Raw genomic sequence first — 19,809 nt, 5'->3', positions numbered from 1 at the left:
GCCAACCTGTAACCAGTGCAACGACTCAAACATCCCCAGTAAAAGTTACAACTTCACCCAGTGGTAACTTTTCACCCAGAACCCTCACCGGTCATTCTGAACCGGTTTGTTCTGTAGGATTCAGCCCCGATGGTCAAACCCTCGCTAGTGGGAGTGGTGACAAGACTGTCAAACTGTGGGATGTGCAGACAGGTAAGGTTCGCCACACCCTCACCGGTCATTCTAACTCTGTTTATTCTGTAGCATTCAGCCCAGATAGCCGAACCCTGGCTAGTGGGAGTGATGACAACACTATCAAACTGTGGGATGTGAACACAGGTAAGGTTTGCCACACCCTCACCGGTCATTCTAACCCGGTTTTGTCTGTAGGATTCAGCCCCGATAGCCAAACCCTGGCTAGTGGGAGTTCTGACAACACTATCAAACTGTGGGATGTGAACACAGGTAAGGTTCGCCACACCCTCACCGGTCATTCTCACTCGGTTTATTCTGTAAGATTCAGCCCGGATGGTAAAACCCTGGCTAGTGGGAGTTCTGACAACACTATCAAACTGTGGGATGTGAACACAGGTAAGTTTCGCCACACCCTCACCGGTCATTCTTACTCGGTTTTGTCTGTAGGATTCAGCCCGGATGGTCAAACCCTGGCTAGTGGGAGTTGGGACAACACAATCAAACTGTGGGATGTGAACACAGGTAAACTTCGCCACACCCTCACTGGTCATTCTGGGTGGGTTTATTCTGTAGGATTCAGCCCCGATGGTCAAACCCTAGCTAGTGGGAGTTCTGACAACACTATCAAACTGTGGGATGTGAACACAGGTAAGGTTCGCCACACCTTCACCGGTCATTCTAGCCTGGTTAGGTCTGTAGGATTCAGCCGGGATGGTCAAACCCTAGCTAGTGGGAGTGGTGACAACACTATCAAACTGTGGAAAGTTGGGGCATCTTTTACTACTTCGGTCAAGACAACCCCACCCCAGCGCCAACCTGTAAAAACTCCCACCCCTCAAAGGAACCTAGCCCTAAACCATCCCCATAGGGTAAAAATATTATTAGCTACTAGCGCCATAGTGGGATTAATGACCACTCAAATTTATGCTTATATGCGTTATGGTTTATTTCCCACAAATCCTATAAGTGTCATTACCGGTTCCCCTTTATTAGAAAACACCCTCACCGGTCATTCTGGCTCGGTTTGGTCTGTAGGATTCAGCCCAGATGGTCAAACCCTGGCTAGTGGGAGTTGGGACAACACTATCAAACTGTGGGATGTGCAGACAGGTAAGGTTCGCCACACCCTCACCGGTCATTCTAACTGGGTTTTGTCCGTAGCATTCAGCCCAGATGGTCAAACCCTGGCTAGTGGGAGTCGGGACAAGACTATCAAACTGTGGGATGTGAGGACAGGTAAGGTTCGCCACACCCTCACTGGTCATTCTGGCTATGTTGATTCTGTAGGATTCAGCATTCAGAATGCTAAAATGCAATCTAAAATAAAATCATCAATGCAATTAAAGCAAGCGCTTTTGCGATTGCGATTAGAGCGAGGGCAATTGCTTTTGCGTGGCGCACCCATAGGTCAAACCCTGGCTAGTGGGAGTCGGGACAACACTATCAAACTGTGGGATGTGAACACAGGTAAGGTTCGCCACACCCTCACTGGTCATTCTAACTATGTTTATTCTGTAGGACTCAGCTCCGATAGCTTGCGTTCCGATAGCTTGGGTGGCGTAGCCATAGGTCAAACCCTGGCTAGTGGGAGTGTGGACAAGACTATCAAACTGTGGGATGTGGACACAGGTAAGGTTTGCCACACCCTCACTGGTCATTCTGACTATGTTTATTCTGTAGGATTCAGTCCCTATAGCGAAACCCTGGCTAGTGGGAGTCGGGACAAGACTATCAAACTGTGGGATGTGGAAACAGGTAAGGTTCACCACACCCTCACTGGTCATTCTAACCCCGTTTATTCTGTAGGATTCAGCCCCGATAGCGGAACCCTGGCTAGTGGGAGTGGGGACAAGACTATCAAACTGTGGGATGTGAGGACAGGTAAACTTCGCCACACCCTCACTGGTCATTCTGGCTCGGTTAATTCTGTAGTATTCAGCCCAGATGGTCAAACCCTCGCTAGTGGGAGTGATGACAAGACTATCAAACTGTGGCGGTTAAGGTAGCAGTGAATCAAAGTTTACCCAGGATTTCACATCCCCGACTTCTATGATACTCTGTTACCACCTGAGAATATTTCGGACAGAAGTCGGGGATGTATAACCTCAACCTGCACATAATCGGGCGATCGCTATTGTAGAAATTATAAAGGGCGATCGCTATTGTGGAGATGATAGAGGGCGATCGCCTCTGGATTGTGGAGATGTATAGAGGGCGATCGCTATTGTGGAGATGATGGGGGGCGATCGCTATTGTGGAGATGATAGAGGGCGATCGCTATTGTGGAAATGATAGAGGGCGATCGCTATTGTGGAGATGATGGGGGGCGATCGCTATTGTGGAGATGATAGAGGGCGATCGCTATTGTGGAGATGATGGGGCAATACGGTTCAGTTAAGGGTAAGAAGTTTATTTTCGTGACTTCTAAAATAATTTCTGTGAGACGAACATCAACCCCGTGTCTAAAGCCATGGGTAGTCACGCAGATATTTCAATTTTCTAACCAGTTATCTAATTTCAAATTGGGAATATTTTCAAAATCTTTGATATTATTGGTAACAAGAACATCACCACCAGAACGAGCCACAGCAGCAATTAAAGCATCAAACTCTCCCGTTGGCTTGCCAATTTTTCGCAGTTCGCCCTGAATTTTACCAAATTCTATAGCTGCTGGTAAATCAAATTGCTTCACCGATACAATTTCTATAAATTGTGTTAATGTCTTGAGATTCTTGCCTACCTGTTGAGAACAATAAACACCTTTGTATAGTTCTGACACTACGATTACTGAGAGATAGCATTCACCAAAAAAGTGATTAAATTTACTCACAGCTTGATGATTGTTCTTCAACAGAGCAACACAAATATTAGTATCCAGTAGATACATTATTCTCCTGATGATCAATTGGTTCTATATTTCTGCCTTGATAATTGTGGCGCTGTTGATCAATTTCTTTAAAAATTTCTGTTAACTCAGGTTGATTTTCCCAAGCCCCAAATAGTTGATTTAGTTTAGATAATCTTTCCTGATCTGTTAATGGTGCTTCTGTGACTCTAACTCCATGGGTAATAACTTCTAAGTCTATAATTATCTCAGATCCATCTGGGATATTATTAATTTCCTCTAATACCTCAATATTTTGACCACGTTTTATACCTCTAACTTTCATAATTCTCCCAGATTTAAACGTAACTCAGGCTGCACATAAGCAAATTTAGCTTTAATCTCATCCATAGCTAACCACAAATCTAACAAGGCTTTCTCTTCTGGGATGCGTTTCCTTTACCAAAGCTAAATAAGTTGAGATAGCTTCATATTTAGTTTGGTAATATTCCTCAGATGGTCTTTGTAGCGTGCATCTGCTTTTTTAATCAGTTGTGTATAAAACCGTTACTGGGAGTGATGACAAGGGTATCAAACTGTGGCGATTATGGTACTAGTGAATCAAATTTCATCTACAATCGGGGTTATTTTGAGCCAAAAAAAATGGGCTTTAGCTGTGGCTGATTACATCCAAACTATTGCCATTAATCCTAATTACTTTTTATCTTACAGCGATCGCAGTCTTTTTGACAATTACTTAACAAATCTTCACAAACCCTGGGAGAACCTGTAACCACATCCCCTTTATTTTTGTCTGTAGGATTGAGCCAGAATGGTCAAACCCTCCCTAGTACGAGTTTGGACACCACTATCAAACTGTGGGATGTGAGTAAATTACACAATGAGAGCATAAAGTTTTTCCCATTCTACTGAACCGGATTGAATTTATCCCTTGTTCGGTGTGTTTCCTAAAACTTTTTTGTGCAGGGACTTTAACCCATACTTAAGTGTATAATAACTCTTGGTAATCACCACCAGACAAACCGCCCCAGACATGAGCAATCAAATCTACTGTCTCAACCCAGACTGTCTGCACCCCAACCACGATAATTTTCAATATTGTCAGAAATGCGGTAGTAAGTTAGTGCTGACAGACAGATATATACCCCGCTCAATCTTAGGTCAGGGTGGTTTTGGGCGCACATTTTTAGCTACAGATCAATATAAACCATCTCAGCCCTACTGTGTAATTAAGCAGTTTTTACCCCAAGCTCAGGGAACCGATACCATTGAAAAAGCATCCCAGTTATTTGCACAGGAAGCACAAAGATTAGAGGAGTTGGGTAAACATCCCCAAATTCCTGGGTTGATGGCTTATTTTATCGTCAATGGTCACCAATATTTAGTACAAGAATTTGTAGCAGGAAACACCCTACAAAATGAATTAGATCAAAACGGTGTGTTTTCAGAACAGCAAATACGCGAATTATTACCAGAACTGTTACAGATATTAGAATACGTCCACAGCAAACAGGTAATACATCGAGATATTAAACCAGAGAATATTATTCGCCGCACCAGTGACAACAAGTTATTTTTAGTAGACTTTGGCGCAGCTAAAGTAGTTAAACCACAACAGCGCACAGCAACAGGAACAATTATCGGCTCTGCGGAGTACTGCGCTCCTGAGCAGTCCATGGGGAAACCATTATTTAGTAGTGATTTATATAGTTTAGGGGTAACTTGTCTCCATTTATTAACAGGGGTGAGTCCCTTTGATTTATATAGTCCCCTAGAAGGTGAATGGGTATGGCGAGACTACCTCAATGGAAATGTGGTAAGTGATGAGTTGGGGGAAATGCTGGAAAAGTTAGCCCATCCTATCCCTAAGCGCCGTTACCAGTCTGTGAGTGAAGTGATTCAGGCTTTAAGTCCGGTTAGTCCAGTAGTTACCCCGTCATCCACAGAACTTTCCCCTGCAATTGATACCTCTAAACTTCGCCACACCCTCAGTGGTCATTCTAAACCGGTTTGTTCTGTAGGATTCAGCCCGGATAGTCAAACCCTCGCTAGTGGGAGTAATGACAAGACTATCAAACTGTGGGATGTGAGGACAGGTAAGGTTCGCCGCACCCTCACCGGTTTCTTCACCGGACATTCTGACTCGGTTTATTCTGTAGGATTCAGCCCAGATGGTCAAACCCTGGCTAGTGGGAGTGGTGACAAGACTATCAAACTGTGGGATGTGACCACAGGTAAGGTTCGTCACACCCTCACTGGTCATTCCGACTCGGTTTGTTCTGTAGGATTCAGCCCAGATGGTCAAACCCTAGCTAGTGGGAGTCGGGACAAGACTATCAAACGGTGGGATGTGAACACAGGTAAGGTTCGCCACACCCTCACGGGTCATTCCAACTGGGTTAACTCTGTAGTTAGCCCAGATGGTCAAACCCTGGCTAGTGGGAGTGATGACAACACAATCAAACTGTGGGATGTGAAAACACGTAAACTTCGCCACACCCTCACTGGTCATTCTAAGTGGGTTAGGTCTGTAGGGTTCAGCCCGGACGGTCAAACCCTGGCTAGTGGGAGTGATGACGAGACTATTAAACTGTGGGATGTGACCACAGGTAAACTTCGCCACACCCTCACTGGTCATTATCACTGGGTTAGTTCTGTAGGATTCAGCCCGGATGGTCAAACCCTGGCTAGTGGGAGTTATGACAGGACTATCAAACTGTGGGATGTGAGGACAGGTAACCTTCGCCACACCCTCACTGGTCATTATCACTGGGTTAGTTCTGTAGGATTCAGCCCGGATGGTCAAACCCTCGCTAGTGGGAGTAATGACAACACTATCAAACTGTGGCGGTTAAGGTAGCAGTGAATCAAAGTTTACCCAGAACTGCACATCCCTGACTTCTATGATACTCTGTTACCACCTGAGAATATTTCGGACAGAAGTCGGGGATGTATAACCTCAACCAGCACATAATCCGGGTTGCTGTAACCCAAAAGCACTATCACCTAAATCAAAAGCTATCAGTATTCAATGGTGATTAAACTACCTGATCCCTTAGTTTGATAGCCTGAGGAATTTCCCTGAGTTTTGGGAACCGTTTCGCTACATAGAAGGCTTTTAGCACATCAACTTCTAGGCGTTGACTGGGATAAGCGGCAATAAAATTGATGACAGAAAGACCTTGAGGCTGAGTAGCACCTAATACTAATGCTGCTCTGAGTGCTTGTACCCCCGCGTCATCTTTTCTGACTACAGCCTGGGAGACATTATTAAGAATTGTGACGCCCATTTGTGTATTGAGTAGACTATTGACTGTGACCACATCTATGGGTACTTTGGTTCTGAGCAGTCTGACAAAGAAGCGGCTTTGTTCTTCAGATATTCTACCGGTGTAAAGCTCTAAACCTCTAGGAAATTTCCCAGTATCTGCTGTGTTTTGTAACTCCTCTAGGGAAATAGATTCCGCAAAGGGGCCAAATCGCAGAACAAGGGTATCTGCAGCACGTACGGAGGTGTTGGACCCCCAAAACTGTGTTAAGGCGATCGCACCTAAGAAACTTGCAACTATTTTGAAGTTTTTCCAGTTGCTTGCCATAAGATTTTTACTAATTAATTTTTAGGTAAATATAACGTAATTTTATATATTTGACGGCGACTGTTGTGGATAAATTCAAAGAGCATAGCAATGCTATGCTCTAGTTGAGTTGCAGGAGGATTGTTTTGTTATCCCCCTGTTAATTTTGAGGGAGATTACACCTTAGCAGATGCTTTAGTAATCATATTCAGTTCGCCCTTAGCATACTTAGCTGCAAAGTCTTCGAGAGAAACTTGCTTAATCTTGCTAGCATTACCGGCGGTACCAAATTGCTGGTATCTGTCAGCACAAACCTTCTGCATATATTTGATGGAAGGCTTGAGGAAGTGACGGGGGTCAAATTCCTTGGGACCTTTTGCTAGAGCTTCACGAACTGCGGCGGTGATAGCTAGACGGTTGTCGGTGTCGATGTTAACTTTACGGACTCCGCTCTTGATACCCTTTTGAATTTCTTCTACAGGTACACCATAGGTTTCGGGAATTGCACCACCGTACTCATTAATCAAGGCGATTAAATCTTCAGGTACGGAAGAGGAACCGTGCATTACCAAGTGGGTGTTAGGTAGACGGCGGTGAATTTCTTCAATGCGGCTAATGGCCAAGATTTCACCGGTTGGCTTACGGGTAAATTTGTAAGCACCGTGGCTGGTACCGATGGCTACAGCCAAAGCATCTACTTGGGTTTTCTCTACAAACTCCGCTGCTTCGTCTGGGTCTGTTAGTAGTTGAGAGTGGTCAAGTGTACCTTCAAAGCCGTGACCGTCTTCAGCTTCGCCAGCACCGGTTTCTAGGGAACCTAAGCAACCCAGTTCACCTTCTACGCTGACACCCAAGGCGTGAGCAACATTGACTACTTCACGGGTGGTATTGACGTTGTACTCAAAGCTAGCGGGGGTTTTAGCGTCTGCTTCCAAGGAACCATCCATCATGACGCTGGTAAAGCCGTTCTTGATTGCGGAGTAGCAGGTAGAAGGCGCATTACCATGATCTTGGTGCATGACAATGGGAATTTCGGGATAGGTTTCTACTGCAGCCAAGATCAGGTGACGTAGAAAGTTTTCTCCAGCATAAGAACGAGCACCACGAGAAGCTTGTAAGATTACGGGGCTATCTGTCTCTGCTGCTGCTTTGAGAATTGCCTGAATCTGCTCTAGGTTGTTGACGTTAAACGCCGGAATACCGTAACCGTGTTCAGCCGCGTGGTCTAAAAGCAGCCGCATTGGTACGAGCGCCATATATATTCCTCCTAATGTGTTTTTGGGCTAATCGGTTTCCGAAGAGCGTAATATTTACGCTAATCTTAATACTTTTTTCAACTTATAGGAAATTATAACTAGTGATGGTTGTTTATTTTGAGGAAGTTTATGCCATCTTTCATAAAGATGCCCTATATTTCCCATCTGCTACTGTACATTAAGTTACGGTAGGCTTAAATTCTTTAGTAGCCCTATATGCTGAATATGATTTCGGTACAGTTTATGGGTATCAATGTAAGGCCACCACAAGTACTAGAGTTAATCACAGCCTGGGTATGCTCATACTTTGGGAAGACGATTGTCAGTTCGGGGCGGCGATCGCATTCTCTTAGAGATTTTACCTGATTTTTCCTAGTGGGTCGCCCGGGATTCGAACCCGGAACTAATCGGTTAAAAGCCGAGTACTCTACCGTTGAGTTAGCGACCCTTTTGTTTTGCAACTTTGTTATCATAACATGGGCTTCTGGGATTAGCAAGTATTTTTATAAAAGATTTGCTGTTAATCTCACAGATGCCGTGCAGCTAGCTTTTGGAGCTAATACCGTCAGATTTTCGCCGGTATTCAGGGCATTACGGGGGGCTGTCCAAGGTTCTAGACAGTAAAAGTCTTTGCCTTTGATGGTCCAAAACACCAGACGAGAATAAATGCGATCGTAATCTAAAGTTAACTTGAGTTGACGATTGGGGTCTATGACTGTGGCAGATTGGCTAGTCAAACCCCCAAAACCGACATCAATTTCTTCACGGGTAAAATCAAAACTACCATCAAACGGGTGAATTTCTTTAGTAGATTGGTCTTGATATTCTTGGGAGGGGATGTGAAACTGTAGCTGATGCTTATCACCACTGGTCAAAAAGTAGGGATGGAAACCCGCAGAAAAGGGCATGGGTGTAGATGACAAATTTTGATACTGCTGTTTAATTTCCAGAGTATTACCCTGTAACTGGTAAGTAAAAATGAGTTGAAAGTCAAAAGGATAAACAGCTTTAGTTTGTTCATTGCTTTTGAGGACCAGAGTCAGGCTAGCTTTATCTTGAGTTTCCTGGTGAGTCACTTCCCAAGGTAAATCACGAGCAAAACCATGTTGTTTGAGAGTGTACCTTTGCCCGTTATAGGTGTAAATGTTATCTGGTAAATTTCCGCAGATAGGGAACAGAATCGGATTTCCACCTCTGACACTCAATTGGGGATGGGTAAAGCGTTCACTATCCAGATAGAAAATTTCTTGGTTGCGGACACGCCACCGGGTGATAATCCCGCCTCTTTCCGGTACGACCTCTATTTGAGAGCCTGTGGTTTCATCGGTGAGGATGTAAGTCTTGTATTGTTGCTGTTCAACAGTGATAGTAAACACAAGTTTTAGTCCTTAATAGTAGAGCGGATCATCTTTGTGTTTAGGTCTTGGTGATGAAAGTGAATTGTACTCACCACCAAGACACTAAGACACCCAGGTAAATGAAATCTACTCGTCTTCTGCGAACACGAAGCGATATAACTCCCTGGGGTCGGGTTCGGGGCTACTTTCAGCAAACTTGACGGCATCGTCGATGAGTGCTTGAATTTTGCCATCAATGGCCTTGAGTTCGGCCTCGTCGGCTAAGTTTTGCTCAGTCAGATAAGCGGCAAACTTTTTAATGGGGTCACGGGAAAACCAGAATTCCTTCTCGGCTTTGCTGCGCATTTCATCTGGGTCTGCTAAGGAATGACCCCGGAAACGGTAGGTAAGGGCTTCAATTAATGTAGGACCTTCACCAGCACGGGCGCGGGCTACAGCTTCTTGAGCCACGGCGCGCACTGCTAGCACGTCCATACCGTCTACTTCCACCCCAACCATGTTAAATACACTGGCTTTTTTGTAAATTTCTGGCTGGGAGGTAGCTCGTTCGTGAGACATCCCAATAGCCCATTTATTATTTTCCACAACGAAAATAATCGGCAGTTTCCACAGAGCTGCCATATTTAAGGTCTCGAAAAACTGACCGTTGTTAGCTGCACCATCGCCAAAAAAGCAAGCTGTGACTTGGTCGGCGTTTTGGTCTCCTAAAACTTCGCGACGGTATTTAGTTTGAAAAGCTGCTCCTGCTGCTACAGGAATTCCTTCGGCTACAAAGGCATAACCACCTAGTAGTCCATGCTCGGCAGAAAACATATGCATGGAACCACCGCGCCCTTTGCTGCACCCTGTGGCTTTGCCAAATAACTCTGCCATCACTTCTCTGGCTGGTACACCAGCACTCAGAGCATGAACGTGGTCGCGATAGGTGCTGGAAACAAAATCTTCACCGGGTCGCATGGATTGGATAACACCTGTAGAAACGGCTTCTTGACCGTTGTATAGGTGGACAAAACCAAACATTTTACCTCTATAGTACATCTCGGCGCATTTGTCTTCAAATGAGCGCCCTAGTACCATATCTTCATACAAGCGTAACCCTTCTGCTTTGGTGATTTTGGTAGTAGCGGTGTCAAATGTAGGTAAGGTGCGTTCTTGAACCATTATTTTTTTAGTATTCCTATAGTAAAACTGAAATTTACCATCTCAAATAAGTTGGTTTCAGACAATATCTGTTTTTGATCAGCTAGTATGTGCTAAAGTCAACGACCAAAATTTAGGCACCAAACAGGTTTATAGGCAATAGAGGAGAAACAATGAGTGAATTTTTGATTTTTCTACCCACCCTCTGGGAGGAGTTGACCTCTGATCTACTCCTGTTTATAGGCTATCAATCAGGATAGCTCGGTTTCTGCATATCCATGAACAATTTAGAGAAAATCACGGGGCAATTTTCTGTATGTAGCTCTATTTTGGGAAATTAGATTTATTTATGTTATAATCTTGTTCATTTAATTGATACCTACCCTTTTTGAGGATACTTTCTCTAAGTGCATAGCTGGGTAAGTGCTGAGGATGTTTAGCATCTATGAGTTACTACCGGCAGAAATACTAACAATTACAACAAGGTATTGGCGGTTTCTAGGCAACTGCTTTTTAGCAGTAAAATTCAAAATAACTAATGTTACATTATACACTTATAATGTAAATCCTTCACGGTATTATTCAGTGTAGGATTATGGCACGGTTTTACATACCTGGAATGCTCTAGGTAAATTATGTTGATCACGGTGCAGGGGAAGTAGACTGTGCGAATTCCGCTAGATTACTACCGAATTTTGGGATTACCGTTAGCGGCAAGTGATGAACAGTTGCGCCAGTCGTACAGCGATCGCATTGTCCAATTGCCACGACGAGAGTATTCTCCGGCAGCAATTTCTGCTCGCAAACAACTTATAAAAGAAGCTTACGTGATTTTATCCAATCCTAAAGAACGTAGCAGTTATGATCAGCTTTATCTTGCCCATGCCTATGGATCTGACGGCAATGGTAATGCTACTGTTGCCGTGGAAACCCACACAAGCAGTAAGAAGAGTGATACTGATATCCAGAGCCTGGGAATCGAGATTTCCGAAAAAGAATTAGTTGGTGCTTTATTGATTCTGCAGGAACTCGGGGAATATGAACTGGTGCTGAAGTTAGGTAATAATTACCTTACCAACAATAGCAAGGTAATATCTGCCAGACTGGCAAATAATCTCGAAAGTGAAGATTTTCTTGCTAGTTCTGACTACCCGGATGTTGTTCTGACTGTTGCTTTGGCTTGTTTGGAACTGGGGCGAGAGCAATGGCAGCAAGGTCACTATGAAAGTGCGGCTGTTTCTCTAGAAACTGGTCAACAAATGTTAGAGCGTGAAGGGCTATTTTCTAGTGTGCAGGCGGAAATCCAGGCTGACTTGTATAAATTGCGTCCCTATCGGATTTTAGAATTGCTGGCATTACCTGAAGACAAGGTTGAGCAACGACAACAAGGCTTGGCATTTTTGCATGAGGTGTTAAATGAGCGCGGTGGAATTGATGGCACTGGTAATGATCAATCGGGTCTGAATGTAGATGATTTCTTGCGCTTTATTCAGCAATTACGCAACTATTTAACGGTTGTAGAACAGCATCAGCTGTTTGAAGTGGAAAGCAAGCGCCCTTGTGCTGTTGCGACTTACTTGACAGTTTATGCGCTCATAGCACGGGGATTTAGTCAAGGTCAACCGGCTTTAATCCGTCAGGCCAGGCAGATGTTGATGCGGTTAGGAAAGCGTCAAGATGTGCATTTAGAACAAGCTTTGTGTGCGCTGCTACTGGGGCAGACCGAAGAGTCCACCCGGGTTTTAGAACTAAGTCAAGAATACGAAGCTCTGGCTTTTATTCGGGAAAAATCCCTGAACTCTCCGGACTTGTTACCGGGGCTATGTTTGTATGCGGAACAGTGGTTAAAAGATGAAGTATTCCTGCACTTTCGAGATTTATCTAAGCAGCAAGCCTCGCTCAAAGATTATTTTGCTAACCAACAGGTGCAAGCTTATTTAGAGGCGCTACCTACTGACGCAGTAACTACTGATCAATCCCCTGTGATCAATCGTCAGTCTTTTTCCCTGGATACCCGGGAGATCGCTCATTCCAGTGGTGTTTCTTTCAAATTTACTCAGGGTCAAACAGCTAATGTGGATTTGTTACAAATCCCAGAGCATCATAGACAGGAACATCCTCACTTCACCCCAACTGGTGGGAACGCCCGGCCAGATAAATTTTCACGTAGTAGTAATTCACACAGTGATGTAAATAAAATTTCGGCGAATGAACCTAGAGCCAAAGCGGTGAAACATCATCCCCATGGTGCTAGTAAGTCCACGCCTGAAGTCAAAAAGCGCCGGAGAAGAAAGCCGCGTCAACCTGTCAACCGGGGTTATCCTCAAAGGCAAACTGGTTTGACTCCCACTAAGATGGTAAAAAAAAGACTTATTTTGACTGTCTTTGGTTCTTTGGTAGGTATCTTACTGATTTGGCTGTTAGTTTCTACGACCTTTGGATGGGTAAAAAATTTGTTATTCCCGGAGCCGATTTTGTCAGGGGGACAGTTGTCTGTACAACTCAATGAACCACCAATCGATATCCCCGACCCAACTAGGGAGTTGGAACCCCCAAAAGGTTCTCTGAGTGATGCTATGGCCCAAGAAGTGATTCAAACTTGGTTATCTACTAAATCTGAGGCTTTGGGTCCAAAATATAACCTGGATGGTTTACCACTGATTTTAACAGATACGATTATTTCTCAATGGCGGGGGCTTGTGCAACAGGAGAGGTCACAGAATCGCCATCGGACATATCACCACACTGTGAATCTGGAATATGTTGATCAAAAATCGGATCGGGCTTTAGTGGTGGCTAGGGTCAGGGAGGTAACACAGTTCTATCAATTAGGACAGATCAGAAATTTTAAGGATGAAACTTTGCGGGTGCGATACTCTTTAATTCGACAAGGGGATAGGTGGCGCATCGACGGTATGTCAGTGATTAATTAGATTGGTTTGACTGACCTGCACTAAAATTACTCAGTTAAGCGCAAATGTCAAGAGTCCATGACATTGCTTCTATGGTCTCCTACTCGATTCAGCCAGTTTGTCATGATTTCATGACAATTCGATCCCCAAACAGTTGATAAATGGGTAGAACCGGCAAAACAACGCCTGTAACCCCCTTGATTCCTACCCGGGTTTACTGCTTAATATTTAATTAATAAAAAAAGTAATCCGATCCCAAAGAAATGCTGATCATGGCATCATCTAGGAATCGAAAGGCTAAAAAAAGTAAAAAGTTAACAACTGGGCAAAACCAGAAGTCGGGAATCGGAAACTCATCTGGGACAGATAAGATTTGATTTTATAGGAAATTATATCACCCAGGTAAGTCATTTACCTTACAAACTACTGGAGTCCAAAATTATGGCAAAAGAACGCCCACCACTAGAGGAGATGACACTCAGGCAATTACGTAAAGTTGCCAGTGAATATAGCATCTCCCGCTATAGCCGCATGCGTAAATCTCAGCTGCTGGCAGCAATTCAGGAAGTTCAACACAGTAAAGTATCCCTTAATCCAACTCGTTCACTGGAGGCGCAGGAAACCGTGGAAGCAGCAAAATTTGAATTAGGTCAAGAAGATCGTACTGGTGGTTTTCTGGCTGATGTTGATGAAGGAATCGCCGACCTACCACAAGGTTATGGTGAAAGCCGGATTGTACTGTTACCCCGTGATCCTCAATGGGCTTATGCTTACTGGGATATTCCCAATGAACATAAGGCGGAACTACGACAACAAGGGGGACAACAACTAGCACTGCGCATCTACGATGTTAGCGATGTGGATCTTGACCTTCAACGTCCTCACAGTATTCAAGAGTACCCCGCCGACGAACTGGCAAGAGAATGGTATATTCCTATTCCAGTAAGCGATCGCGATTATGTGGTAGATATTGGCTACCGTACTGCTGACGGTCGTTGGTTAGTATTGGCACGTTCTGCAAGAGTCCACATTCCTCCTGTTTATCCATCTGACTGGATTGAAGACGCTTTTGTGACTGTCAACTTTGAAGAAGACCTGCGGGGTAAAACTGTTTACGAATTAGTTCCCCCTGGGAAGAAAGTTGTGGCTGCTGTGGAAGATAGCAGTAACGCTATATACGAGCAAATTTTCGGCTTGGCTGAGTCTGCTGAAGCTCAACGGGTTGCTGGTTCTCTGTTCGGTTCTATGCAGCAAGTACCTAGTTCTGCAGGTCCCCAAGAGGCTTTGAGTTCCTATGTTTTCCCCTCTGGTGTGGGTATGTGGGCTGTCCCCACTATGTCCGGTTTAACCATGTCTGGGGTAGGTATGTCTGGGGTAGGTATGTCTGTCGGTGCTGTACCAGTGCGTCCTCGCAAGTTCTGGTTAGTTGCTGATGCGGAGTTGATTGTTTACGGTGCAACTGAACCGGATGCTACTGTGACTATTGGTAACCGTGAAATTAAACTCAACCCTGATGGTACTTTCCGCTTCCAGATGTCTTTCCAAGATGGTTTAATTGACTATCCCATTGTGGCTGTAGCTGCTGATGGTGAGCAAACAAGGTCAATTCAAATGAAGTTTAATCGTGAGACTCCATCACGGAATACTAATACTAAGGATGAGGCTGTTTTAGAATGGTTTAGCTAAGTTCCTGTTTGAGAATGGTTTAGCTAAGTGTCTGATGATTATAAGGTGCAATTTTTTTTCAAATTTTAGGTTCTTACCCGCTATATCGAGTTTATAGCGGGTTTTTATTTGTCTTGGAGGTCCAGATGTAGCGCATTGATGGAAGTAAAAGAGTTTGTGCTACCCAAAACAAAATTTTCTGATGTCAGACTTATCCTTTATTTTTGATCATCATTACCTTGACAATATTATGGGCTGTTTCATCTGGAATTGCTAAAGACTTCCACAAATAATTTAAAAGGTCTTCTTCTTCTTTAGTTACTTCACCATCTGCTAACGCCAAGTCTGTAGCTACAGCAAAAGCGGTTTCATATAAGTCATGGGGAAGAGAGGAAACCGCCAATTTAATAAAGCCATCAAATCCTTGGCGTTTGATGAGTGAGCACAACTTGTCAAACATCCTCCTTAGCACTTCACTGGGGTAGCTACGAAACAAATGCATTCGGTTTAAAGTTGCCATCATTGTATGAGCTTCTTCGTCTGTTAAGTAGCCATCAGCAGCAACAGTCGCCAAAGTAATAGCTGCAAATGCTTCCGCAGGTCCCAAGACGGAATTATTTTGTGTTTGCAGATTAGAATTATTTCCGAATAAACCCATAATAGGAAAGTTTTCTCCTGGTAAATATGGTTATTATAAGCACCTTTAAAGTCAATGGCAAGAGTTTTTGATGTCAAATATTCGTAGTTGATAGTTGAAAAATGGCACATAAAAATAAGATTTACCTTGAGTATAAATTCCATGAATTATGTCATCTATCAAAAGATAGATATTTAATTTTGTTTTAGGGACTTAAAAGAAATCTCTTCTGGGCAAAAATCAGAACTAACTAACATACAGCAGCCAAAAAAAGCTGGGTTTATGGTAGAGTTACCAGACAGAAGATAAAAAAAACCCAGCAAAGTTAATGCTGGGTTTAGAGGATGTTTGTCAAGTCATGATTAGTGTATCGAATATTATTTGACCCCACCCTAACCCTCCCCTTGTAAGGGGAGGGGACTGGATTTGATTGTTTTTTGTGTGTTCGGTGTTCCGGTGTTCCCTGTTCCCTAAGCTGTTAGTATTAATGTTTAGTTTTAGCTTGGGCTTTTAAGTGAGCAAATACTGATTTGTCGCCAATGTCTGGGGGGATGGCTTGGAAGACTTTACGCAGTGCAAATATTATTAACAAAATTGCCCACGCTGCTAATAAGACTCGTTCCCAGGCTGGGGGTAAAATTCCGACTAAATGACCTAGTAATAATACTGGGACAATGGCAGTTAATGCTTTGGTTTCCAAACGGTTAAAACAAAAGGCTTCTTTAAAAAAAATACCTGTTAAGGCGACGAAGGTAAAACCTATACCAAATAATGTCAGGGGTTGGGTGTAAACTGTGATGGGTAAGGGTTGACTAGTAGATAGGGCTAAGACTAGGGCTGATATACTGCCGATCGCCCAGACTATTTGTAAGAGTCGGTGCAGTGCTACCATGTAGATGTGAATGGTTAATAAGCTGACACCTAGAGCTAAACTAAAACAGATGTATAAGGGCGTGAGGGCGGCTATGGTTTGGGGTGTGTTGTAGAATAAGACTAAGGCGCTACCGATGGCAAAGGTTAGGGCTGCTACCATTAACCCAGTACGGTAGATAATCACGCTAGTGCGATCGCTTTGGTTAATGGTAAATTCCCCAAACTGACCTTGATAAACCGGTGCTGAGAGTGTTTCTGTAATCATGGTTAAATAGGCTTTGACAAAAATGCTATCCCATGGGGAGGCGGTTAGGCTGCGCCAAATTCTTTCCCAACGGTTTGGTTAAAAGAGCGCACTATAGAAATGATTGTATCAGCCTCATCGGGGGGGGGGGAAACTCCCACGCGCGTCTAGTCGTGGGAGTGTCAACCTATTTTTTTCATCTACCTAAAAATAAAACTTCTAACTGGTCTTGGCAGTTAACTTGTAATTGTAGGGAAGCATTGCCGGTGTTAATGGCAATTTCTACCCAGCCATGACTACCAACTAAAGCCGCAGGTTCCCCCACATTGACATCACTATAAGTCACATATCCGGGTATAGTCAAGCCAGAAACTTGCACAGACCAATTTTTACCTAAGACGTATTCCCCAGGAATATTACTAATTAAGTTGCCAAAAGTATCAATATATTGAATGTAACCCCTAACTCCGGTGTTGGTTTCCTGACATTGCCCAAGATTCAACTTGACCAGAGAGGCGGTATCAATTTCTGCTCCCAGATGTTTTAAATCAATCCCCGCAGCCAGATGAGCGCCCACAGGTGCGAAGATATCTCTACCGTGGAAGGTGTGGCTGGGTTGGGGTGTGCGCCAATATTGAGAGTTAGTCAGTTCTACGGCGCGAGTTGCCGGACTTTGAGACAACACACCGCTAAAGATACCATTATCTGGCCCTACTAGCAAGCCTTGGGGAAATTCTAGGGCGATCGCTCGGCGTTGACTGCCCACTCCGGGGTCTACCACGGCGACATATACTGTACCTACTGGGAAATAGGGGTAAGCGTTCATCAGACAAAAACGCGCCGCAGCGATATTTTGCCGCGGTATTTGGTGTGTCAAATCAACTACCTTAATATGGGGATTGATTTGGGCGATCGCACCTTTCATGACACTTACATAAACATCGCGAGCGCCAAAATCGGTGAGCAGTGCCAGAATAGATGATTGATTGGTATGTGTTTGAGACATGAAACCAAGGGAGCAGGGCGCTAAAATCAAGCCACTACCATCATATCAACCATCATCAAGTCTTTCTTTTCCGGGAGGGCTGATTATTTTTCTTCACATCTAACTCTTCCCGGCGCAGTTGTTCTTGAGCCTCAACGGTATCTGCTTCTACCACCTTTTTAACTTTCACTTCTTCACGTAAAACAGCTTCCTTGCGTATTTCTGGAGTTTCTTCGTAAATATCCACCCGTGCAACTTCACCTTCACGGAAATCAACTTCACCGGGGGCCGCTATGCGTCCCGCATCTGTGGGGGTAGTGCGTTCAATGACTACCCGTTCTCTTTCCACCGGTACAGAAACTGTGGCTCTATCAGTTTCCACGTGCTTACCAACTGCAACCTCTCCGGTTTTCATCCGGGATTTATCAGCAACTAACCTTTCTTCATAAAGTTTGAGGTTTTGGTGATTTTGCTGAGTAATATTGTATAGTTCTGGCTCGTGTTCGTAAGTATAAGTATCACGCCTGGGGGCTGTAGTCTCAGCATAAGCTGACGGGGTATCTAAAGGTGCTGTAGCCTCGACAGGTGTGGAAGTTTCTAAAGGTGTTTCTGCAAAGGTAGGGCGATAAACTCCCCGTACCCGCTCTTCATAATCGTAATCAACCCGTTCGAGTTCGTCAAACTCCGGTAGGCTTTCTACTTGCTCCTTAGTGAGTCCTGTAGCATAGACCCGTCGGTCACCATAGCTAATGCGAGAGCGCCCAATTGGTAATAACACCTGTTTACCAAAAACCCAAAAACCTGTATCAACAACCAGATAACGAAAATGTCCTGTATCATCCACTAAAATATTTTTGACTGTGCCGACTCTTTCGTTATTGACATCTGAGTAAACATCAAAATCTCGGATTTCATAATTATCAAATTCAGTATTTGTATAGCCAGTACTCAAGTCTTGAAGTTTATAAAGAACCATATTACTGTTTACCTAAATCTCTACTTACAATCCTAAGATAAGTGAGATGAGATTATGTCTTGCTGGCGGGTGAGTTTGAGGAAGTTGTAATTTACTACTTCTAGTAGATTGACTGGTTAAGAAAATACTCAAATATATTTCTGAGGTAAGAGCCTATACACCAGTTGGTAATATTTACCTTAGCCATAAGATGCTGCCTAATTTGAGATATAATTCTTTGAATCGATAGATAGATAACTATAGTAAATATCTGAAATATTATCAGTATAGATTAAATTTAAAGCTAATTAATTTGAGTTAGATTAATGGAGGTATGTTTAAATGTCTAGTGGATTTAGTACATCTTTAGTCGCCCTAGGGCTAGCAGTAAGTTTAACATCTCCAGTTTTAGCACAGAATACTTTTCGTGATGTTCCTGGGGACTATTGGGCGCAACCATTCATTGAACGTTTAGCCCAAAGAAATATTGTTGTCGGATATCCAGATGGGACATTCCGACCGGAACAAGCTGTACAACGTGATGAGTTTGCGGCGATGCTTCGTCAAGCATTTGACCAAGAAGCAGTGCGGGAGATTGAAGATGGGAGTGTTTTCGCCGATGTCCCTCCGGGATATTGGGCTTCTCCAGCTATTGAGGAAGCCTATCAGCAGGGATTTATGAGCGCTTATCCGGGTGGTTTCTTTGCTCCCAATCAGCCAGTTTCCAGACTAGATGCTCTAGTCACCCTCACTAGAGGCTTGAATTTAACACCGGAAACTCGGCGGGTTGCGAGAAGACCGAGATACTTACCCCTGGCGATGACTTCTTTAATGCAGCCTTTAGTAGTAGCAACTGCGCCTAGTACACCCGTGGCTGCACTGGCGCGGGATTATTATACAGATGCCGGACAAATTCCCGATTATGCTATTAATGATGTAGGCATAGCTACACAGCGAAATATGGTGGTTAATTATCCCAATCCTAGGGTACTTAATCCTAATCAGGCTCTGAGGCGTTCTACTGCTGCGGCTTTTATCCACCAAGCTCTAGTAGATCAGGGGAGAATGGAACCTCTACCTAGTGATGTGGCGGCTTATAATTATATTGTGCGTCCAGAGGTTACCCGGGCTGCTCGGTAGTTGCTGGGTGGGTGTAGGGACGATTGATTAACCGTCCCTGGGTTCGGGTG

General features: G+C 44.0%; 16 protein-coding genes, 1 tRNA gene and 1 pseudogene. 6 read left to right on the top strand and 12 right to left on the bottom strand.

Features of this window, described 5'->3' with window-relative positions; translation table 11 throughout:
- A pseudogene (locus NWP21_RS04890) lies at positions 1 to 2,180 on the top strand (WD40 repeat domain-containing protein); the annotation flags it as partial.
- Between the two features lie 299 nt (positions 2,181 to 2,479).
- On the opposite strand, the gene NWP21_RS04885 reads toward NWP21_RS04890, so the two are convergent.
- From NWP21_RS04885 to NWP21_RS04875, 3 genes are read right to left on the bottom strand one after another with little or no spacing between them, the layout of a single operon-like run.
- Positions 2,480 to 2,656 carry a hypothetical protein gene (locus NWP21_RS04885; protein WP_280791832.1) on the bottom strand — a complete coding sequence of 59 codons (177 nt, stop codon included), beginning with the start codon at positions 2,654 to 2,656 and terminating at the stop codon, positions 2,480 to 2,482.
- A gap of 9 nt (positions 2,657 to 2,665) precedes the next feature.
- A complete protein-coding gene (locus NWP21_RS04880; protein ID WP_280791831.1) occupies positions 2,666 to 3,061 on the bottom strand; it encodes a type II toxin-antitoxin system VapC family toxin in 396 nt (131 codons plus the stop codon).
- The gene (locus NWP21_RS04875) at positions 3,042 to 3,344 is read right to left on the bottom strand and encodes a hypothetical protein (protein WP_280791830.1); all 303 of its coding nucleotides are present in this window, start codon (positions 3,342 to 3,344) and stop codon (positions 3,042 to 3,044) included. The genes NWP21_RS04880 and NWP21_RS04875 overlap by 20 nt, the downstream gene beginning before the upstream one ends.
- A gap of 303 nt (positions 3,345 to 3,647) precedes the next feature.
- On the opposite strand from NWP21_RS04875, the gene NWP21_RS04870 reads away from it, so the two are divergent.
- Both NWP21_RS04870 and NWP21_RS04865 read left to right on the top strand, forming a co-directional pair.
- A complete protein-coding gene (locus NWP21_RS04870; RefSeq protein WP_280791829.1) occupies positions 3,648 to 3,791 on the top strand; it encodes a hypothetical protein in 144 nt (47 codons plus the stop codon).
- A 261-nt stretch (positions 3,792 to 4,052) separates the two neighbouring features.
- Positions 4,053 to 5,879: a WD40 repeat domain-containing serine/threonine-protein kinase gene (locus tag NWP21_RS04865; RefSeq protein WP_280791828.1), complete on the top strand. Its 1,827-nt coding sequence runs from the start codon at positions 4,053 to 4,055 to the stop codon at positions 5,877 to 5,879.
- 178 nt (positions 5,880 to 6,057) lie between these two features.
- On the opposite strand, the gene NWP21_RS04860 is transcribed toward NWP21_RS04865, so the two are convergent.
- From NWP21_RS04860 to pdhA, 5 genes are all read right to left on the bottom strand, one after another.
- On the bottom strand, positions 6,058 to 6,615 hold the full coding sequence (locus NWP21_RS04860; RefSeq protein WP_280791827.1) for an alpha/beta hydrolase: 558 nt from the start codon (positions 6,613 to 6,615) through the stop codon (positions 6,058 to 6,060).
- Between the two features lie 155 nt (positions 6,616 to 6,770).
- Positions 6,771 to 7,850, bottom strand: a complete 1,080-nt coding sequence (gene fba / locus NWP21_RS04855) for a class II fructose-bisphosphate aldolase (protein WP_280791826.1) — start codon at positions 7,848 to 7,850, stop codon at positions 6,771 to 6,773.
- A 376-nt stretch (positions 7,851 to 8,226) separates the two neighbouring features.
- A tRNA-Lys gene (locus NWP21_RS04850) sits at positions 8,227 to 8,298 on the bottom strand.
- Positions 8,299 to 8,353: 55 nt separating this feature from the next.
- Complete coding sequence (locus NWP21_RS04845) at positions 8,354 to 9,226, bottom strand: aldose epimerase (protein WP_280791825.1); 873 nt, start codon at positions 9,224 to 9,226, stop codon at positions 8,354 to 8,356.
- A gap of 108 nt (positions 9,227 to 9,334) precedes the next feature.
- Complete coding sequence (gene pdhA / locus NWP21_RS04840) at positions 9,335 to 10,369, bottom strand: pyruvate dehydrogenase (acetyl-transferring) E1 component subunit alpha (RefSeq protein WP_271732072.1); 1,035 nt, start codon at positions 10,367 to 10,369, stop codon at positions 9,335 to 9,337.
- 644 nt (positions 10,370 to 11,013) lie between these two features.
- Here pdhA and NWP21_RS04835 point away from each other — a divergent pair.
- Complete coding sequence (locus NWP21_RS04835) at positions 11,014 to 13,281, top strand: IMS domain-containing protein (protein WP_280791824.1); 2,268 nt, start codon at positions 11,014 to 11,016, stop codon at positions 13,279 to 13,281.
- Positions 13,282 to 13,701: 420 nt separating this feature from the next.
- A complete protein-coding gene (locus tag NWP21_RS04830) occupies positions 13,702 to 14,946 on the top strand; it encodes a DUF4912 domain-containing protein (protein WP_280791823.1) in 1,245 nt (414 codons plus the stop codon).
- A 190-nt stretch (positions 14,947 to 15,136) separates the two neighbouring features.
- On the opposite strand, the gene NWP21_RS04825 is transcribed toward NWP21_RS04830, so the two are convergent.
- The 4 genes from NWP21_RS04825 to NWP21_RS04810 all read right to left on the bottom strand — a co-directional run bounded on the left by NWP21_RS04825 (position 15,137) and on the right by NWP21_RS04810 (position 18,640).
- Positions 15,137 to 15,583: a tellurite resistance TerB family protein gene (locus NWP21_RS04825; RefSeq protein ID WP_271760194.1), complete on the bottom strand. Its 447-nt coding sequence runs from the start codon at positions 15,581 to 15,583 to the stop codon at positions 15,137 to 15,139.
- A 463-nt stretch (positions 15,584 to 16,046) separates the two neighbouring features.
- On the bottom strand, positions 16,047 to 16,700 hold the full coding sequence (locus tag NWP21_RS04820; protein WP_280791822.1) for a DUF2301 domain-containing membrane protein: 654 nt from the start codon (positions 16,698 to 16,700) through the stop codon (positions 16,047 to 16,049).
- Between the two features lie 175 nt (positions 16,701 to 16,875).
- Positions 16,876 to 17,685 (bottom strand): S-adenosyl-l-methionine hydroxide adenosyltransferase family protein, encoded by an 810-nt coding sequence (locus NWP21_RS04815; protein WP_280791821.1) that lies wholly within the window; start codon positions 17,683 to 17,685, stop codon positions 16,876 to 16,878.
- Positions 17,686 to 17,740: 55 nt separating this feature from the next.
- Positions 17,741 to 18,640 (bottom strand): DUF2382 domain-containing protein, encoded by a 900-nt coding sequence (locus NWP21_RS04810; protein WP_280791820.1) that lies wholly within the window; start codon positions 18,638 to 18,640, stop codon positions 17,741 to 17,743.
- 321 nt (positions 18,641 to 18,961) lie between these two features.
- Here NWP21_RS04810 and NWP21_RS04805 point away from each other — a divergent pair, with 321 nt between their 5' ends.
- On the top strand, positions 18,962 to 19,759 hold the full coding sequence (locus tag NWP21_RS04805; RefSeq protein WP_280791819.1) for an S-layer homology domain-containing protein: 798 nt from the start codon (positions 18,962 to 18,964) through the stop codon (positions 19,757 to 19,759).
- Positions 19,760 to 19,809 lie beyond the last annotated feature (50 nt).

It is taken from the genome of Anabaenopsis sp. FSS-46 (assembly GCF_029891665.1).
In the GTDB taxonomy this organism is placed as follows: domain Bacteria; phylum Cyanobacteriota; class Cyanobacteriia; order Cyanobacteriales; family Nostocaceae; genus Anabaenopsis; species Anabaenopsis arnoldii.
Note: the sequence above shows the minus strand (reverse complement) of the source record. Positions and strands in the feature narration are given on the sequence as shown.

What these genes read in the sequence shown, in the direction of transcription:
- NWP21_RS04825 (WP_271760194.1), bottom strand. Translation starts at nt 15,583, where the DNA reads ATGGGTTTATTCGGAAATAATTCTAATCTGCAAACACAAAATAATTCC.
- NWP21_RS04810 (WP_280791820.1), bottom strand. Translation starts at nt 18,640, where the DNA reads ATGGTTCTTTATAAACTTCAAGACTTGAGTACTGGCTATACAAATACT.
- NWP21_RS04815 (WP_280791821.1), bottom strand. Translation starts at nt 17,685, where the DNA reads ATGTCTCAAACACATACCAATCAATCATCTATTCTGGCACTGCTCACC.
- NWP21_RS04880 (WP_280791831.1), bottom strand. Translation starts at nt 3,061, where the DNA reads ATGTATCTACTGGATACTAATATTTGTGTTGCTCTGTTGAAGAACAAT.
- NWP21_RS04820 (WP_280791822.1), bottom strand. Translation starts at nt 16,700, where the DNA reads ATGATTACAGAAACACTCTCAGCACCGGTTTATCAAGGTCAGTTTGGG.
- NWP21_RS04860 (WP_280791827.1), bottom strand. Translation starts at nt 6,615, where the DNA reads ATGGCAAGCAACTGGAAAAACTTCAAAATAGTTGCAAGTTTCTTAGGT.
- NWP21_RS04865 (WP_280791828.1), top strand. Translation starts at nt 4,053, where the DNA reads ATGAGCAATCAAATCTACTGTCTCAACCCAGACTGTCTGCACCCCAAC.
- pdhA (WP_271732072.1), bottom strand. Translation starts at nt 10,369, where the DNA reads ATGGTTCAAGAACGCACCTTACCTACATTTGACACCGCTACTACCAAA.
- NWP21_RS04805 (WP_280791819.1), top strand. Translation starts at nt 18,962, where the DNA reads ATGTCTAGTGGATTTAGTACATCTTTAGTCGCCCTAGGGCTAGCAGTA.
- NWP21_RS04830 (WP_280791823.1), top strand. Translation starts at nt 13,702, where the DNA reads ATGGCAAAAGAACGCCCACCACTAGAGGAGATGACACTCAGGCAATTA.
- fba (WP_280791826.1), bottom strand. Translation starts at nt 7,850, where the DNA reads ATGGCGCTCGTACCAATGCGGCTGCTTTTAGACCACGCGGCTGAACAC.
- NWP21_RS04875 (WP_280791830.1), bottom strand. Translation starts at nt 3,344, where the DNA reads ATGAAAGTTAGAGGTATAAAACGTGGTCAAAATATTGAGGTATTAGAG.